This window comes from Propionispira arboris, assembly GCF_900109225.1.
GTDB classification, from domain to species: domain Bacteria; phylum Bacillota; class Negativicutes; order Selenomonadales; family Selenomonadaceae; genus Propionispira; species Propionispira arboris.
The window spans coordinates 1-16,106 of the sequence record NZ_FNZK01000003.1; the positions used below are offsets into that span (position 1 = coordinate 1).

The 16,106-nt window shown below is 38.7% G+C and carries 17 protein-coding genes and 1 pseudogene; 13 read left to right on the forward strand and 5 right to left on the reverse strand.

The window, feature by feature from the left end:
* Positions 1 to 191: pseudogene (locus tag BMY14_RS03495) on the reverse strand (IS1182 family transposase); the annotation flags it as partial.
* Positions 192 to 411: 220 nt separating this feature from the next.
* Here BMY14_RS03495 and BMY14_RS03500 point away from each other — a divergent pair.
* Together BMY14_RS03500 and BMY14_RS03505 are read left to right on the forward strand one after the other, a co-directional pair.
* Complete coding sequence (locus tag BMY14_RS03500; RefSeq protein ID WP_091829280.1) at positions 412 to 627, forward strand: hypothetical protein; 216 nt, start codon at positions 412 to 414, stop codon at positions 625 to 627.
* Positions 628 to 847: 220 nt separating this feature from the next.
* Positions 848 to 1,459, forward strand: coding sequence for a GGDEF domain-containing protein (locus BMY14_RS03505; RefSeq protein WP_218144876.1), 612 nt, complete (start codon positions 848 to 850; stop codon positions 1,457 to 1,459).
* A 95-nt stretch (positions 1,460 to 1,554) separates the two neighbouring features.
* Here the strand turns inward: BMY14_RS03505 and thiT are convergent, their stop codons facing one another.
* Positions 1,555 to 2,205 carry an energy-coupled thiamine transporter ThiT gene (thiT, locus tag BMY14_RS03510; protein ID WP_091829284.1) on the reverse strand — a complete coding sequence of 217 codons (651 nt, stop codon included), beginning with the start codon at positions 2,203 to 2,205 and terminating at the stop codon, positions 1,555 to 1,557.
* A gap of 35 nt (positions 2,206 to 2,240) precedes the next feature.
* The gene (locus tag BMY14_RS03515) at positions 2,241 to 2,954 is read right to left on the reverse strand and encodes a thiamine diphosphokinase (RefSeq protein WP_091829286.1); all 714 of its coding nucleotides are present in this window, start codon (positions 2,952 to 2,954) and stop codon (positions 2,241 to 2,243) included.
* A 214-nt stretch (positions 2,955 to 3,168) separates the two neighbouring features.
* Here BMY14_RS03515 and BMY14_RS03520 point away from each other — a divergent pair, with 214 nt between their 5' ends.
* Both BMY14_RS03520 and ygiD read left to right on the forward strand, forming a co-directional pair.
* Positions 3,169 to 3,840, forward strand: coding sequence for a metal-dependent hydrolase (locus BMY14_RS03520; protein ID WP_091829288.1), 672 nt, complete (start codon positions 3,169 to 3,171; stop codon positions 3,838 to 3,840).
* 40 nt (positions 3,841 to 3,880) lie between these two features.
* A complete protein-coding gene (gene ygiD, locus BMY14_RS03525) occupies positions 3,881 to 4,648 on the forward strand; it encodes a 4,5-DOPA-extradiol-dioxygenase (RefSeq protein ID WP_091829290.1) in 768 nt (255 codons plus the stop codon).
* A 61-nt stretch (positions 4,649 to 4,709) separates the two neighbouring features.
* Here the strand turns inward: ygiD and BMY14_RS03530 are convergent, their stop codons facing one another.
* The gene (locus BMY14_RS03530; RefSeq protein ID WP_177177465.1) at positions 4,710 to 5,480 is read right to left on the reverse strand and encodes an HAD-IIB family hydrolase; all 771 of its coding nucleotides are present in this window, start codon (positions 5,478 to 5,480) and stop codon (positions 4,710 to 4,712) included.
* Positions 5,481 to 5,668: 188 nt separating this feature from the next.
* Between BMY14_RS03530 and miaA the strand changes: the two genes are divergently transcribed.
* The 4 genes from miaA to BMY14_RS03550 all read left to right on the forward strand — a co-directional run bounded on the left by miaA (position 5,669) and on the right by BMY14_RS03550 (position 8,796).
* The gene (miaA, locus tag BMY14_RS03535; protein WP_091829295.1) at positions 5,669 to 6,613 is read left to right on the forward strand and encodes a tRNA (adenosine(37)-N6)-dimethylallyltransferase MiaA; all 945 of its coding nucleotides are present in this window, start codon (positions 5,669 to 5,671) and stop codon (positions 6,611 to 6,613) included.
* Positions 6,614 to 6,674: 61 nt separating this feature from the next.
* Complete coding sequence (hfq, locus tag BMY14_RS03540; protein WP_019552987.1) at positions 6,675 to 6,926, forward strand: RNA chaperone Hfq; 252 nt, start codon at positions 6,675 to 6,677, stop codon at positions 6,924 to 6,926.
* Positions 6,927 to 7,003: 77 nt separating this feature from the next.
* Complete coding sequence (locus BMY14_RS03545) at positions 7,004 to 7,456, forward strand: dCTP deaminase/dUTPase family protein (RefSeq protein WP_019552988.1); 453 nt, start codon at positions 7,004 to 7,006, stop codon at positions 7,454 to 7,456.
* A gap of 5 nt (positions 7,457 to 7,461) precedes the next feature.
* Complete coding sequence (locus BMY14_RS03550; RefSeq protein WP_245741258.1) at positions 7,462 to 8,796, forward strand: replication-associated recombination protein A; 1,335 nt, start codon at positions 7,462 to 7,464, stop codon at positions 8,794 to 8,796.
* A 24-nt stretch (positions 8,797 to 8,820) separates the two neighbouring features.
* Here the strand turns inward: BMY14_RS03550 and BMY14_RS03555 are convergent, their stop codons facing one another.
* Entirely contained in the window at positions 8,821 to 9,705 is an 885-nt protein-coding gene (locus BMY14_RS03555; RefSeq protein WP_177177466.1) for an AraC family transcriptional regulator, read from the reverse strand.
* A 284-nt stretch (positions 9,706 to 9,989) separates the two neighbouring features.
* On the opposite strand from BMY14_RS03555, the gene yicI reads away from it, so the two are divergent.
* The 5 genes from yicI to nifU all read left to right on the forward strand — a co-directional run bounded on the left by yicI (position 9,990) and on the right by nifU (position 16,083).
* Positions 9,990 to 12,323, forward strand: coding sequence for an alpha-xylosidase (gene yicI / locus BMY14_RS03560; protein WP_091829299.1), 2,334 nt, complete (start codon positions 9,990 to 9,992; stop codon positions 12,321 to 12,323).
* A gap of 56 nt (positions 12,324 to 12,379) precedes the next feature.
* Complete coding sequence (locus BMY14_RS03565; RefSeq protein WP_091829301.1) at positions 12,380 to 13,780, forward strand: glycoside-pentoside-hexuronide (GPH):cation symporter; 1,401 nt, start codon at positions 12,380 to 12,382, stop codon at positions 13,778 to 13,780.
* A gap of 208 nt (positions 13,781 to 13,988) precedes the next feature.
* Positions 13,989 to 14,408, forward strand: a complete 420-nt coding sequence (locus BMY14_RS03570; protein ID WP_019552993.1) for an RrF2 family transcriptional regulator — start codon at positions 13,989 to 13,991, stop codon at positions 14,406 to 14,408.
* Positions 14,409 to 14,423: 15 nt separating this feature from the next.
* Positions 14,424 to 15,638 carry a cysteine desulfurase NifS gene (nifS, locus tag BMY14_RS03575; protein WP_091829304.1) on the forward strand — a complete coding sequence of 405 codons (1,215 nt, stop codon included), beginning with the start codon at positions 14,424 to 14,426 and terminating at the stop codon, positions 15,636 to 15,638.
* Positions 15,639 to 15,699: 61 nt separating this feature from the next.
* Positions 15,700 to 16,083, forward strand: a complete 384-nt coding sequence (gene nifU, locus BMY14_RS03580; protein WP_019552995.1) for a Fe-S cluster assembly scaffold protein NifU — start codon at positions 15,700 to 15,702, stop codon at positions 16,081 to 16,083.
* The last annotated feature ends 23 nt before the right edge of the window (positions 16,084 to 16,106 follow it).

Sequence of the window (16,106 nt, forward strand, 5' to 3'; positions counted from 1 at the left end):
ATGCTGGTCGGGTTATACCTGATACGTCCAGCAAAGTGAGCTGGAACATTTTTCAGGTATTTCTCCAAGTCGATTTCCTCCATAAATCGGTCAAAAACCAGCACGGGATCACAGATATTCAGATAATCTGAAATAAACAGTGGCAAAACTGCCTGTTTTGTTTTAAAATAATGTATGTTTGAATTTTTCATGTGCTATGTAAAATTTTAACACAAAAAGAGGATCAGCGGCTCTTTCGAGCTAGTGATCCTCTTTTGTTTTTATAGGGGCATTATTTCACAGCCCCAATTTTTTATAAAATGATATTTTTATTGAAAATAAAAGAAAAACAAAGAATAAAGTTATATCATAAGAGTTGAAAGATACGTTGTTAGTTACATAACAGTAAAATTTAATTTAGGAGATGTCAATATGAAAAAAATATCTATGTTGCTCGTATTTATGTTTATGTTTGCTTTATCGGCAGCAACTGTAAGTGCTGCAGTACCGCCAAATGATGTTCCACCGCAACCACCACAACAACAGGAAAATCAACCTGGAGATCATCATCAACCGCAAATGCATAAAGAACAGGACCATCAGCCAGGTCAACCACAGCCGCAGGATGATGTTCCTCCACAGAATTAATGTAGTTAAAAATAGACCACCATATAGTATGGATGGTCTATTTTTTTCGTTAAATATGCAATAAAGCAGGTTCATTTGTTTTGTAAAATTTGTAAAATTGATTCTATGAAATACTGTTTTGTGGTATTGTATAATATAAATACATTTTATAAATAAGGTGAACTGATTGAAGTATACAGGTCGATTGCTTGGTACCATAATAACGTTTTTGGTTATTCTTATGATTCGTATATATGCATATTTATATTTGGATTATTCCTGGATGAATTTACCGATTCCAGGAATTATTGTTTTGGGAGTTGTTTATTGGAGTGGTAAAAAATATGATGAAGCTAAATTTTTTTCAGAAAAAGATGAATTAACAGGTCTGTATAATCGGCGCTTTATCCAAAAATCAATGCCGATGATTTTACAAAATACAAAAAAGATTCATAACTGTTTGGGAATTGTTTTAATTGATTGCAATGACTTTAAAGTTATTAATGATACATATGGACATGCAAAAGGCGATTTGGTCTTGCAAAAAATAGCTGAAACATTTAACGTTCTGCTAGAAACCAATGATATTGCTGCAAGATGGGGTGGGGATGAGTTCTTGGTGATTTTGCATCGGGCTAAGTTTGATGCCCTCTATGTTTGGAAAGAAAAATTGGCAGAGCATATGAGTGATTTATCCAGTCAGTTGGGATTTTCCATTACATTATCAGTGGGTGTTTCCTCGTATCCACAAGAAGGTAGTGAGTTCGAGTATCTAGTTTCTACTGCAGATAAGGATATGTATGCCTATAAAGAAAGGCATAAAGGTAAGAAGGTTTACAACGGACAACGATAATACATAAGGAATTTATATATTTGTTTTGTAAAGTTTAAATATTTTGATATAAAAAAGAGTTGCTCTGTAACGCAGAGTCAACTCCTTTTTGAGTGCTATTTATATGAAAAATTGTTCTTTGCCGTATTATGCATCTGTAATAGCAGCCTTTTAACGGGTAATACTTTTAAAATAAATAGACAAATGAGTAGTTCCGGCAAGAGATATGCCGCATTGAATAAAAGTGAATATAGATAGGGGGAGGTTCCTTCGGGTGCATATGAGGCGAAAAAAATGATGCCGGATATATAATGACAGATGAAACGACCGAAAATACCGATGCTGGCTCCAAGGAGAAAACGATCTTTAAAATATCCAGCAAGACCTAATGCCATATAGGGAAGCGGATAGTCAAAAAGAACCTGAACAGGATGCATTACAAATGGGTCTTGCAGCAGATTGATCATACCGTAAAGAAATCCGGCCAGATAACCAACACCGGGACCATAACGGAAAGCAATAAATAATAGAGGAATCATACCACCTAAGGTAATGCTGCCGCCTTGCGGCATATGATAAAGGCGGAATTGATGCAAAATAACAGTCAAAGCTAACATAAGTCCAACATGAACGAGCAAAGGAGTATTTAGTTTCGTTTTTTTACTATAGATTAATGCTAAAATCAATAAAGCAGTACCGAGCAAAGCAAATAGACTGCTTGGATGTGCTGCTAATTCGGTCAGATTTTTCAGTGCGGTTTCTTGCATGGTAAACAACTCCTGTTTCAATAGTTTTGTAAAGCCTATTTCCAATATAGGTAAATACCAACCCAGCCGTCTTCAATGGTAACATGAAATTCATTACTGGACGGTGTTAAGCTGTTACTGATGGCGTAGGGAAGGGTGTTTTTTAATAGAACATGATCCAGCGGCCAATGGACTCCATCGATGGAGAGACCTGTGCATTCACTTGACAACGGCAAAAGAGAAATGACTTCAGGTCGATTCAGGGTTTCTATGTGGACATTGTTTGAGCCTTTTAGCAAAATAAGAACTTCTTTTTCATCAGCCGCACAGGCACCATTTATACCAAAATCGGCGGCACCTTTTAAAGAAAATATATTACTGAAGGCATGGTCAAAGCGTCCGCCCCAGACACCAGTCAAAATAACACTGGCTTCACCATAAGCCTTACCAATTTTTTGTAATGTGAGTTGTAAATCGGTTAGATCTTTTTCTGGGGGATATTCGTCAACCGGGATTTGTAACGATTTGGCCCAGCTCCAGCCTTTTGTTGTAGCACTGTCACCATCGCCAACGACATGATGGGGCACTAGTTTAGCTTTCATACAAGCGTCTATTCCGTGATCCGCACACCATAAGGGAGCAGTGCCAACTGCTTTTTTTAACCAGATCGTATCTGGTGCTTTGCCACCGGCGACTAAAAAAACTTGTTTTTCGGGAAGTGGATTTTTAAAGGTACAGCGTAGCTGCGGTAGTATTAAAAGATGATTCATGCTGTAATCTCCTATAGTTTGTCAAATTTATGTTGCATAGTCTAATTTAGGATACTACGACTAGGGGGGATTTGCAATTTTCCAAGGAAAAACAATGTAACAGGCTGTTTAGCAGGATTTTTCTGTTAGGTGTCTAATCTATTTAATAACAGCTTAGGTATGCTCGTGTAGAAGATTTCCTGGTTTAGCTGTTTACAAGAAAGGTTGTGTTTTAATGGTTACATTTTCTTATTTTGGGCATTCTTGTTTTACGCTTAGTGATGGTAAAACGACCTTGCTTTTTGATCCGTTTTTTACAAATAATCCGTTAGCCACGATAACGGCAGAGCAGGTAGAGTGTCAATATATATTGGTTTCTCATGCACATTTTGATCATCTTGGGGATGCGGTGGCTATCGCTAAACGTACAGGTGCAATGATTATTTCAACTGCCGAAGTTGCCCATCTATGTGCGGATCAGGGTTGCACCGTTCATGGCATGAATCTCGGTGGTTCATATCGTTTTGATTTTGGTAAAGTGAGAGTCACTTTAGCCTTGCATAGTTCTGGGATTGTCGGTGGAACAGCTTGTGGTTTTGTGCTTCATTTTGGAGATCAGGTTATTTATTTTGCTGGTGATACTGCATTGTTTGGTGATATGAAATTAATTGGTCACAAAGAAAAAATTGATTATGCTTTATTGCCAATCGGTGATAACTTTACGATGGGTTTAGAAGATGCTGCTATGGCGGCACAGTGGCTTAATGCAAAACATGTCATACCAATCCATTATAATACGTGGCCGCCAATTGCGCAGGATCCGGAAAAATTCAAAGAATTGGCAGAAAGTACATCACGTGCTGAGGTGCACATTGTAAGTTCAGGAAATTCTTTGGAACTAAAATAATGTTTCGTACTTTTTCAATCGATAACAGGAGATGATTTTTATGTCAAAAATGCCGGTTTTGTTTATTGGACACGGTTCACCAATGAATGCGATTGAAGATAATTCTTTTACTCATGAATGGGAAGAAATGGCGAAAAAAATACCAATTCCGAAAACGATTTTAGTTATTTCGGCACATTGGTATGTAAAAGGAACAAAAGTTCTAGAGGATGCAAACCCGAAAATGACATATGATATGTATGGTTTCCCAAAAAAATTATATCAAGTTATTTACAATGCTCCCGGGGCTGTGAAGACTGCTAAGTGCGTTCAAGAATTATTAGGGGATACAGTTCAAGTTGATAATAGTTGGGGATATGATCATGGAAATTGGGCTGTTTTGCATAAAATGTATCCAAACTGTGATATTCCAGTTACGCAACTTAGCGTTGATCAGACTTTAAGTGCCGAGGGTCATTTTTTACTGGGGCAGAAATTAAAGCCACTTCGAGATGAAGGGGTTTTGATTCTAGCTAGTGGTGATGTTGTCCATAATTTGCAGCGAGCTGATTGGAATTCAACTTCAGGTTATGATTGGGCTGAAACATTTGATCATCAAATTCGTGATGAGGTTCTTGCCGGGCGTTATGAAAATATTATTAATTATGAAGTATTTGGCAAGCCGGCACAGTGGTCCGTACCAACACCAGATCATTATTATCCATTGCTTTATATGATTGGAGCAGCGGATGCAGATGATAAAGTTAAGGTCTATAATGATGCTTGTGTGATGGGTTCACTTTCCATGACAAGTTATCTGCTTGGCTAGTAAAAATTTTGTTGTAAAAATGCCTCCGCTTTTATGCATAATGTGGAGGCGTTTTTTATTTTTAGATCCAGCCAAAACGTTGACAGGCATATGTGATTCCACCATCTTCACAGCGTTTCGTGACAAAATCGGCTTTTTGTTTGAGGATTTCAATAGCGTTGCCCATTGCGATGGAAAACCATTCGGGGCGGAACATTGAGAGATCATTGATTCCATCTCCAAAAACAACAACATCAGCAAGGTCGGCTTTTAGATATTCCATCATATTAAAAATCCCTTTTTCCTTATGGGTTGGTTCAATGAGCAGCATATTATTGTTGTAATGAATCTGCGGTAGACCAGTCAAACTGGGCAAAGAATTGAGCTTTTTTAGATTCGGATGATAGATATAGATTTTGTAAAACTGTTCAATCGAAGCTATTTCAATACTGGAATGTACGAGTGTATCCATATTTGATTCTCCAGCTAATTCTTTAAATTTAACATATTTCGTATGACGAATGGTTTTATTTTCGGCAGTGTAGGCCCACGGTATTTGATGATGCTCAAGTTCGGCAATTAAATCAAGAATGGGTTGCTTTGGTAATGGGTGCATGTGGATAATTTTGTGATGCAAAGTTAGTGCATTTCCACCGTCGCTGACCATGTTTTGAATACCGAGAATTTTGCATTGCGGTATAGCGGAACATTGAAGTCGCCCTGTAGCTATGGCAACAAAATGCCCATTCTTTTGCAGCGTCTCAATCGTAGCGATGGTTTCCGGCAGAATAATACCAGTAATCCCATAGGCGAGTGTTCCATCAATGTCAAAGAAAAAATATTTTTTACGCAAAAGAAACTCACTCCTGATATGTAATGATTTATCGTATAGATTTTATTGTATCATTTTTTTAGATGAAGTGGTCAATAAATATATCTTTTTCTGATGCGCAGATTTGTATACAGAGGCAGTTTTTCTTTTTGGTATGAAATGGTATAATAAGACATATGTTACTGGAAAGAAGTCATATGAGGTAAAAAATGAAGAGCGAAAAATTGATTGCAATTATTGGCCCGACTGCTGTCGGTAAAACAGAACTTAGCCTTGAGCTGGCGAAAAAAATGTCTACGGAAATTATTTCGGGTGATTCGATGCTTGTCTATAAAGGTTTTGATGTTGGTACGGCAAAACCAACATTACTTGAACAAAAAAGTGTTCAGCATCATATGATTGATATTTTAAATCCTGAACAAGAGTTTAGCGTGACGCAGTTTAAGGCTTATGCACAGGAGCATATTCAAAAAATCAATAACAGGGGTAAGATTCCAATTTTAGCCGGAGGTACGGGTCTTTACGTAAAATCACTGGTTGAAGATTATTCTTTTAATAAAACACCAGGAGATGAAGTATATCGATGTGAGCTGGAAGCTTTGGCACAAAAGCAGGGTAAGGCCTACGTACACGAAATGCTGCGAGCCGTAGATCCAAAAACAGCGGAGCGGCTGCATATAAATGATTTTCGCCGCGTGATTCGTGCGTTAGAAGTTTATCATATGGGGGGGGAACTTATTTCACAGGATAAGGCGATGCTGGAGGATGGAAAACTTGCTTATAATGCTGTAGTCATTGGTCTGAATCGTGAACGGAGTCATTTATATGAACGGATTAATCAGCGTGTTGACTTGATGATGGAATCTGGTTTTGTTGAAGAAGTCCAATCACTCTTAAATGCTGGGATTTCAAGGAATTGCCAGGCGATGAAAGGAATTGGATATTTGGATATTGTTGGGTATATAGATGGACTTATTTCATTGGATACCGCTATTGAAAATATAAAAAAAGCGACACGACATTTTGCGAAACGTCAGCTTACCTGGTATCGTAAGATGCCATATATTCATTGGTATGATGTTGAAGAATATAGTCCTAAAGAACTATTAAAAATCGTTTTTAAAGATATTGCAGGAGAATTTTTACTCAAGTAGAATTAATATAAAGTAGTAAATTAAGTTTATAAAGTGTAACAAAGTGCAGGAGGTTTTCACTATGCCAACGAAAGTGATCAATTTACAGGATAGTTTTTTAAATCAGGTTCGCAAGGAGAATGTATCCGTTACGATCCATCTGGTGAATGGTTTTCAGATTCGGGGTTATGTAAAAGGGTTTGATAATTTTACGGTGATTATTGAAAATGAAGGTAAACAGCAAATGGTTTATAAACATGCAATTTCGACAATTACTCCGTTTAAGACCCTCAGTGGTAATTACGGTGTTGATAAAAAAGAAGAAACGAAATAAAGAAATAAGCAAAACAGGGAACTGTTTTGCTTATTTTTTGAATAGAAAAAGAACTAAGGTTCCAAAGTGGAGGGTTTATGAGAAAACGTGGTTTTGAAATTGTTACAAAATATAAAGATAAGGCCATTACACTGCCAAAACGAAAAACTGGTTGCAGTGCTGGCTATGATATGGAAGCTGCCGAACGGATTGAACTTACGCCGCATAAGGTAACGATTATTCCTACTGGTCTTAAAGCTTACATGCAGCAAGACGAATATTTGGGAATTCATATCCGGTCTGGATTTTCTATAAAACAGGCAGTGTCACTCATGAATAGCCAAGGGGTAATTGATGCAGATTATTATAATAATTTAGAAAATGAAGGTCATATCATGATTGCAGTCATCAATCATAGTGATGAAGTGGTTCTTGTAACGAAGGGTATGCGTGTAGCCCAAGGAATTTTTTATCACTATTTAACGGTAGATGGAGATTTTGCGGGCGATGGTGATGTACGTCAAGGTGGTATGGGCTCGACAGGAGTATGAGATCAATGGATACAGATATGGATTTGTTTTCAGGTGCGAATCAAAGCGGCAAGAACGAAAATGGTTATTCACCGTTAGCGGTTCGGATGCGCCCGCGAAGCTTTGATGAATTTATTGGACAGGAGGCCGTTGTAGGTAAGCAGTGTTATTTGCGTAAGATGATTGAAAAAGACCAGATTCCGTCGCTTATCTTATTTGGTCCGCCGGGTACCGGCAAAACAACACTGGCACAAATGGTTGCTAATGTCACACATAGTGATTTTGAAAAAATCAATGCTGTATCGGCAGGAATTTCTGATATTCGTAAAATTGTCGATCAGGCGAAAGAACAGTTGAAGTTTTATCAAAAAAGGACAATTATATTTATAGATGAAATACATCGTTTCAATAAGGGACAACAGGATGTACTGCTGCCTTACGTGGAAGATGGTCGGTTGATTTTAATTGGTGCGACCACGGAAAATCCTTATTTTGAAGTAAATCATCCACTGCTATCGAGAGTTCGTATTGTGAAATTGGTGCTGCTTACTACGATCCAGCTGGTGGAAATATTAAAGCAGGCTCTTGCTGATGAGACAAGGGGGCTGGGTTTTTTGCAGCTTAAATGCAGCGATGAAGTTTTGGCAGCAATTGCTGAGGCCTCAGGTGGAGATGCTCGGGTGGCACTTAATATCTTAGAGCAATCAAGTTCTATGCTAAGTGGAACTGGTGGTGAAATTACACTCGATATTTTATATGAAATCGTGGGCGATCGATTACAGAAATATGATAAAAAAGGCGACAATCATTATGATACGGTGTCTGCTTTCATCAAGAGCATGCGCGGCAGTGATCCAGATGCAGCCTTGCATTATTTAGCAAGAATGCTGGTATCTGGTGAAAATTTGAATTTTATCGCCAGGCGAATTGCGATTTGTGCCGCGGAAGATGTGGGGAATGCTGATCCGCAGGCTCTTGTTTTAGCTATGGCAACCGTGCAGGCCGTACAGTTTCTAGGAATGCCAGAGGCACGAATCCCTCTGGCGCAAGCTGTGACATATGTAGCTGCTGCTCCCAAAAGTAATGCGGCTTATTTGGCGATTGATCGGGCATTGCAAGATGTACGCAGTAAAAACTGTGGTGCTGTTCCGGCACATTTACGTGATGCACATTATAAAGGTGCAGCAAAATTAGGACATGGAATTGAATATATATATCCACATGATTTTCCAGGTCACTTTACTATTCAGCAATATTTACCGAAAGAATTACAAGGCAGTCAATATTATTTGCCGACAGAAAATGGACAGGAAAAAGTCTTGAAAGATCGGCTGCAACAGTGCTGGAAGAACAAAAAATAAATAAAAATCGCGTAACCCTGATTTTCAAGGGTTACGCGATTTTTTTTGACGATACTCGGAAGGTGTAGATTGGAATTGCTTTTTGAAGACACTATTAAAATAACTTAGATTATCAAATCCGACACTCCAGGCGATGTCCAAAATTTTTTGATCGTTGTCGCGCAGCAGCTTGGCAGCCATGTTCATTCGATACATATTGATATATTCAATGGGTGTTTGGCGCATCATCTGTTTGAAAAAACGGCAAAAATAACTTTCATTTATATGGACTTGCTGACAAATTTCGTTGCTGTTTATTTTTTTGCTATAGTTTTCATGAATGAAAGATAAAATGGTTTTTAGTTGTTCGGCTTTGCGATTATGCAGGGGCTGTATTGTTTTTGTATGAAAGGTGTGGTTTTTTATAAAAGAAGCTAAAACAAGAAGGAGCTGCGCTTTTACCGTTAATTCATAGGCAAATGGCAGATCTTCACAAATTTTTAAAATATTTAACAAATATAATAAGGCTTCACTTTCCCCGGCTTCTTTACCAGAAATAAAAGCAGGCAGGGTATAGTGTTCATTTAAGAACGGATCAATGAATTTTATTTGCAAAGGATCAAACGAAGTACTACATAAGAGATTCGGGTTAAAAACAATCGCACGATATGTACAGGCTGAATTTTGCAGCGGATAGCCGGCGTGAATGCAGCCACTGTTTACAAAAATACCTTGTCCTTTTTCGACCGGATAGTAAGCAGTATCAATCTGGAATGTGGCTTTTCCGGCGGTTACAAGTAAAAATTCCCATTCGTCGTGCCAATGACAATCGAGAATGTTTTCGCCAGCTTCGTGCTCAATTGTATATGTGCCGAGCGGAAATGAATCGTTGCCATGAATACGATGTTCTTTTAAAATAGCTTTGTCCAAAATCGTTATCTCCTTATGTAGTTCATATCTCAAATTATATTGCAAAACGAAAGAAAAGAAAAGTAAACAATTTCAAATAAATATATCTGAAAAGTCAAAATATTGTTAGTGACGGTCAATATATAGCAAGATTCTAGTTTTGAATTTACTTATAATAAATAAAGAGCTGTAATACACGGCAGAAGAAGGCTTCATACGAATAGGCATCCTTTGCTGTTTGAAATATTTAGGTTAAGTATGATTTAATATTTTGTTGAGAAATAAAAAAGGTGAGGTAATTTTGGATGAAGATTAGTGATGGAAATTGGCTGATTCAAGAAAATTTAGCTGTTTTGAATCCATGTCATGTATATGAGATAGAGTCTACGGGAAGTGAACTTACAGCATATGTCGCACAGTATCCGGTGAAAGCGCGCGAAAATCAAATAGATATACCACTAATCACGTTTCATTTTTTTTCGCCGCGTGAAGGTATTATTGGTGTAAGGATGGAGCATTTTACAGGAATTTACCCCAAAACACCGGAATTTAGTTTGCAACGAGATCAAGCTGTAACGGTTCATTGTGTGAATGATGCTAAAAAAGCCAGTTTGAGCAGTGGACCTTTATCGGTAGAAATTGATAAGGAAAAACTATGGCAGGTTGATTTTATGCATGAGGGTCAGCGCATTACGGGAAGCGGAACAAAATCAGCTGGTTATGCCAGCGATCGGAAATTGGGAACGAAAACTATATTTGATCGGCTGGATTTAAGTGTGGGAGAAGTGGTATACGGTCTTGGTGAACACTTTACGTCTTTTGTGAAAAATGGACAAGCGGTTGAGACCTGGAATCGCGATGGCGGTACCAGCACGGAGCAGGCTTATAAGAATATCCCTTTTTATGTAACCAATCAAGGGTATGGTGTTTTTATCAATGATCCAGGGAATGTGTCATTTGAAGTTGCCTCGGAAAAAGTATCTAAGGTACAGTTTTCGGTGCCGGGTGAAATGTTAGAATATTATGTTATAGCAGGGCCGACACTCAAACAGGTTCTGGGGCGTTATACGGGATTGACTGGCAGACCAGCTTTGCCGCCAGCCTGGTCATTTGGTTTATGGCTCTCCACTTCGTTTACAACGAATTATGATGAAGCTACCGTTAACCATTTTATCGACGGCATGAAAGAGCGTCAACTGCCGGTGCATGTTTTTCATTTTGATTGTTTTTGGATGAAAGGACTTCATTGGTGTGATTTCACCTGGGATAAAGATGTTTTTCCTGAACCAGCGGCGATGCTTATGCGTCTGAAAGAGAAGGGACTTAAAATCTGTGTTTGGATCAATCCGTATATCAGTCAGCAGTCGCATTTGTTCAAAGAGGGAATGGACCACCATTATTTTATTACGAATAAAGCGGGAAATGTATGGCAATGGGATAAATGGCAGCCGGGGCAGGCAATTGTTGATTTTACCAATCCAGCGGCGTGCAGATGGTATACAGATTGTCTGCGCAAATTAATGGCAATAGGGGTCGATTGTTTTAAGACGGATTTTGGTGAACGGATTCCAACAGATGTGGTTTATTATGATGGTTCTGATCCGTTGAAAATGCATAATTATTATGCTTACCTATATAATAAGGTAGTCTATGATGTTTTAAAAGAAATACAAGGCGAAAAAGAAGCAGTCGTTTTTGCTCGTTCGGCGAGTGTGGGCAGTCAAATGTTCCCAGTTCATTGGGGCGGTGATTGTTATGGAACTTATGAATCTATGGCGGAAAGTTTGCGGGGAGGACTCTCAATTGGCTTATCTGGTTTTGGTTTTTGGAGTCATGATATTGGCGGCTTTGAAAATACGGCACCAGCGCATGTTTACAAACGGTGGTGCGCGTTTGGTCTTCTGTCAAGTCATAGCCGGCTCCATGGCAGTAAATCATATCGGATTCCCTGGGCTTATGATGAAGAAGCCGTGGATGTTTTGCGATTTTTTACGAATTGGAAATGCCGCTTGATGCCGTATCTTTATCAGATGGCAGTGCTTGCTGCAACGCAGGGATTGCCGATGATGCGGGCTATGGTACTGGAATTTCAGGAAGATTTAGGTTGTGAATCTTTAGATCGACAGTATATGCTGGGAGATTCTATTTTGGTGGCACCTGTTTTTCGTGAAGATGGCAAGGTTTCGGTATATTTGCCAAAAGGTCAGTGGACACATTTATTTACGGGGGAAAATGTATCTGGAGCAGGCTGGCGAAATGAAATCTATGATTTTAAAAGTTTGCCAATTTACATAAAGGAAAACACGCTTTTGGCAATCGGTGCAAATGAACAAAGACCGGATTATGATTATTTAGCCGGATTAGAGCTGCATTTATTTGAACTTCAGGATGACAATCATGCGTTTTGTGTGATCCGAGATTTAACAGGAGCGATTTCACTAGAGGTTCGCGTTGTAAGAGCGGCTGCTGTCTGTAAAGTTATATTTTCGAAGCTTATCCAGCCTTGTGTGATGGTGGTACATGGTTATAAAAAAATAAAACTTGATTCTACTTTAGCAGGGGAGGTCGAAATAAAAGCTGATCGAATTTTGGTGAAAGAGGGAATAAAAGAATTCTCTTTTATAATAGAAGATATATAACGAATTTGTTTTTGAATAAATTTTAAAAATGTCGGCACGATAAAAGGAGTGGGAAAATGAGTACATTTGTAGAGGAAAGAAAAATATCTACCAATGAAAATGATACAACAATGCAGGTTTTATCACGGACGGAAAAGATTGGTTATGGTCTTGGCGATGCAGCAAGTCATATTGTTTTTGATAATGTCATGTTTTATATGATGTTTTTTTACACAGATATCGTCGGTCTGTCTGCTGGTTTTGTTGGTACCATGTTTTTGTTGGCAAGAGCATTGGATGCCGTGGTAGATCCAATCATGGGACATATTGCTGATCGAACTCGAACCAGATGGGGACAGTTTAGACCTTATATTTTATTTGGAGCGCTGCCATTTGCTGTATCTTGTATTTTAGTTTATACAACACCAAATTTTGCGATGGATGGAAAGATGATCTTTGCAGCGATTACCTATGTCTTATTGATGCTTTTATATACGGTAGTCAATATTCCTTATTGTGCACTTGGTGGTGTTATTACAGCTGAGCCGACGCAGCGGATGTCATTGCAGTCCTATCGTTTTGTTTTGGCAACAGCTGGCGGTATGCTGAGTACCGTACTCATGACACCTCTGGCGGAATTCATTGGTGGCAGCAATCGTGCTCTTGGTTATCAAGGTGGGATTACAATTTTGGCCGTGGCTGCCTGCATTATGCTGGTTTTATGTTTTTATTTTACGAAAGAAAGAGTAAAGGTGACAGAGGCTTATCATTCTAGTATGTGGAATGATGTAAAGGATTTGATAAGAAATGATCAATGGCGCATTGTGGCGGGGTTCACGATCTTAAATATTTTGGCTGTGTCGGTTCGTGGCGGAGCTATGATGTATTATGTAACATATATTTTAGGCAATGTTGGTTATTTTGCTGTTTTTCTTGGTACGTATTCCGTTGGAAATCTGCTGGGAAGTGCTTTGGCTAAACCAGTTACGGATCGTATCTGTAAGGTGCGTGTTTTTGGTTGGACAAATTTAATTTTAGCCGTTATCAGCTTTGTGATGTTTTGGATTCCGATGCAGTCCGTTGTTATGATGTTTATTTTTGTCTTTTTTATAGGAATACTGCATCAAATGATTACACCAATCCAATGGGTTATGATGTCTGATACTGTGGAATATGGTGAGTGGAAGAGTGGTAAACGTCTTACGGGTATTAGCTTTGCCGGGATGCTTTTTGTTTTAAAACTGGGGTTAGCCGTTGGCGGGGCTTTAATTGGCTGGGTATTGGCCGGAGTTAGTTATCAGGCTGGTGCAGCAACACAGGGAAGTGCTGCTCTAAGTGGAATTGTTGCTTTATTTACATTAGTTCCTGGCATAGCTTATTTCCTTAGTTTCCTTTTAACACATAAATATATTTTAAAAAAGAATGTGCTGCAGAAAATTTTGTCTGAACTTCAATTAGTTTCTAAAGCCGATCTATAAAAATCGTTTTAAAAAGGGTGGTGCAGCTTCGCTGTAGCATCCTTTTTAATATTTTGCTGCATTGTAGTTCTGAATGCTATAATATTTTTAATGCATTATATGGAGATAAATTTCTTTGACAAATGAACAAATATTTGGTATATTAATACTCAGAAATCCGATTGTTTTAGTCGGAGATGATTACCGGGTAAAATAAGGAGCGATTTTTGTGAAATTATCAACGAAAGGGCGATATGGAGTTATTGCAATGTATGAACTTGCTTTGCATTACGGTGAAGGTCCCATATCGCTTAAAACGATAGCTGCAAAACAAGATATTTCAGAACATTATTTAGAACAGCTTATTTGTACGCTGCGTAATGCTGGTTTTGTTACAAGTATGCGTGGAGCACAGGGCGGTTATTTATTGACCAAAAATCCGGCTGAAATTACGGTCGGGGATATTATTACGGTGATGGAAGGTCCTATTGCGCTTGTGGATTGCCTGCTTACGGATATTACGGACAATCAGTATTGCAATAAAGCCGAACGATGTGTTACTCGTGGTGTTTGGGCTAAGGTCTGTGACAGCATTAGCAGTGTGTTGAATTCTATTACTTTGGCAGATTTATGTAAAGATAAACCTTAAGGAGAGATTTTTATCATGAGACATATTTATTTTGACCATGCGTCAACGACTGCAACGGATCCAGTTGTAGCAAATGCTATGCTTGACTATATGACAACAAAATTTGGCAATCCATCCAGTCCACATTATTTTGGCCGTCAGGTTCGCAAAGAAGTTGTTGATGCAAGGCAGCAATTGGCTGATCTTATCGGTGCGACCGCAGATGAAATTTTTTATACGAGCGGGGGCAGTGAAAGTGATAACTTTGCTTTGAAGGGGATTGCTTTTGCCAATCAGAAAAAAGGCAATCATATCATTACGACACAAATTGAACATCATGCTGTTTTGCATACTTGTCAGTGGCTCGAAAAGCATGGCTTTACGGTTACGTATTTACCAGTTGATGAATTTGGATTAGTAAGTGTTGAAGCTGTAAAGCAGGCGATTACGGATAAAACAATTTTAATCAGCGTGATGTTTGCTAATAATGAGGTTGGCACAATTGAACCTATTGTTGAAATTGCTGCGCTTGCGAAAGAAAAGGGTATTTATTTTCATACAGATGCGGTTCAGGCTGTATCTCATGTGCCAATTGACGTAAAGGCAATGAATATTGATCTCTTGTCGTTATCGGGTCATAAATTTTATGGACCAAAAGGAATTGGTGCTCTTTATATTCGTCGTGGAGTGAAGATTGAAACGGTTCAACATGGTGGTGCACAAGAACGTAAACTTCGTGCTGGTACAGAAAATGTGCCTGCTATTGTCGGTTTGGGTATTGCAGCACAAAAGGCACTCAGCGAGTTGAAAACAGAAAAGAATCGACTGGAAAGTCTGCGCGATAAATTGATTCAGGGCATTGAAGCTAAAATACCAGATGCGAAATTAAATGGTCATCGCCTCCAGCGTCTGCCTGGTAATGTGAATTTTAGCTTTCGGTTTGTCGAAGGTGAATCACTCCTATTGACACTTGATATGAAAGGAATTGCCGCTTCAAGTGGTTCGGCTTGCACATCAGGCTCTCTGGACCCGTCGCATGTATTATTGGCTATGGGATTAACGCATGAGGTAGCACATGGCTCGCTGCGCCTGACATTAGGACGGGAAAATACAGAAGCAGATATTGATTATATGTTGGAAGTTTTATCGGAAATCGTAGCCAGACTTCGCAGCATGTCACCACTCAATGAAGAGCATACTACGGGAATTATGGCTAGTGAAGGCAAAACATATCAAAAAGCAAACGGCTGACACAATCTGTGCTGTTTTGAAATACAATTCGAGAATATTGCATAAATAGGGGAGAAATAGAATGGGTGCTAGCGATTATAATGAGAAAGTATTAGATCATTTTGCAAATCCAAGAAATGTTGGAGAAATTTTAAATGCGGATGGTATCGGTGAAGTGGGTAATCCGGTTTGCGGTGATATCATGAAGATCTATTTAAAGGTAGAAAATAATATTATTGAAGATGTGAAGTTCAAGACTTTTGGCTGCGGGGCAGCTATAGCTACCAGCAGTATGGTCACGGAACTTGTTAAAGGCAAAACTCTTGAAGCTGCACTGGACGTTACGAATGCAGCTGTAGCAGAGGCTTTGGGCGGGTTACCGGCCGTTAAGATGCATTGCTCCAATTTAGCAGCGGATGCCATGCATGAAGCCATAAAAGATTATATGGAACATCATAAAAAATAAGATTTTTTATTTAAAATTTTTAA

Bases quoted from the DNA above. Each gene is read 5' to 3' on its own strand.
- BMY14_RS03520 (WP_091829288.1), top strand. From the start codon at position 3,169: ATGGTTACATTTTCTTATTTTGGGCATTCTTGTTTTACGCTTAGTGAT.
- hfq (WP_019552987.1), top strand. From the start codon at position 6,675: ATGCCAACGAAAGTGATCAATTTACAGGATAGTTTTTTAAATCAGGTT.
- miaA (WP_091829295.1), top strand. From the start codon at position 5,669: ATGAAGAGCGAAAAATTGATTGCAATTATTGGCCCGACTGCTGTCGGT.
- ygiD (WP_091829290.1), top strand. From the start codon at position 3,881: ATGTCAAAAATGCCGGTTTTGTTTATTGGACACGGTTCACCAATGAAT.
- BMY14_RS03545 (WP_019552988.1), top strand. From the start codon at position 7,004: ATGAGAAAACGTGGTTTTGAAATTGTTACAAAATATAAAGATAAGGCC.
- nifU (WP_019552995.1), top strand. From the start codon at position 15,700: ATGGGTGCTAGCGATTATAATGAGAAAGTATTAGATCATTTTGCAAAT.
- BMY14_RS03500 (WP_091829280.1), top strand. From the start codon at position 412: ATGAAAAAAATATCTATGTTGCTCGTATTTATGTTTATGTTTGCTTTA.
- thiT (WP_091829284.1), bottom strand. From the start codon at position 2,205: ATGCAAGAAACCGCACTGAAAAATCTGACCGAATTAGCAGCACATCCA.
- BMY14_RS03505 (WP_218144876.1), top strand. From the start codon at position 848: ATGATTCGTATATATGCATATTTATATTTGGATTATTCCTGGATGAAT.
- BMY14_RS03565 (WP_091829301.1), top strand. From the start codon at position 12,380: ATGAGTACATTTGTAGAGGAAAGAAAAATATCTACCAATGAAAATGAT.
- yicI (WP_091829299.1), top strand. From the start codon at position 9,990: ATGAAGATTAGTGATGGAAATTGGCTGATTCAAGAAAATTTAGCTGTT.
- BMY14_RS03515 (WP_091829286.1), bottom strand. From the start codon at position 2,954: ATGAATCATCTTTTAATACTACCGCAGCTACGCTGTACCTTTAAAAAT.
- nifS (WP_091829304.1), top strand. From the start codon at position 14,424: ATGAGACATATTTATTTTGACCATGCGTCAACGACTGCAACGGATCCA.
- BMY14_RS03550 (WP_245741258.1), top strand. From the start codon at position 7,462: ATGGATACAGATATGGATTTGTTTTCAGGTGCGAATCAAAGCGGCAAG.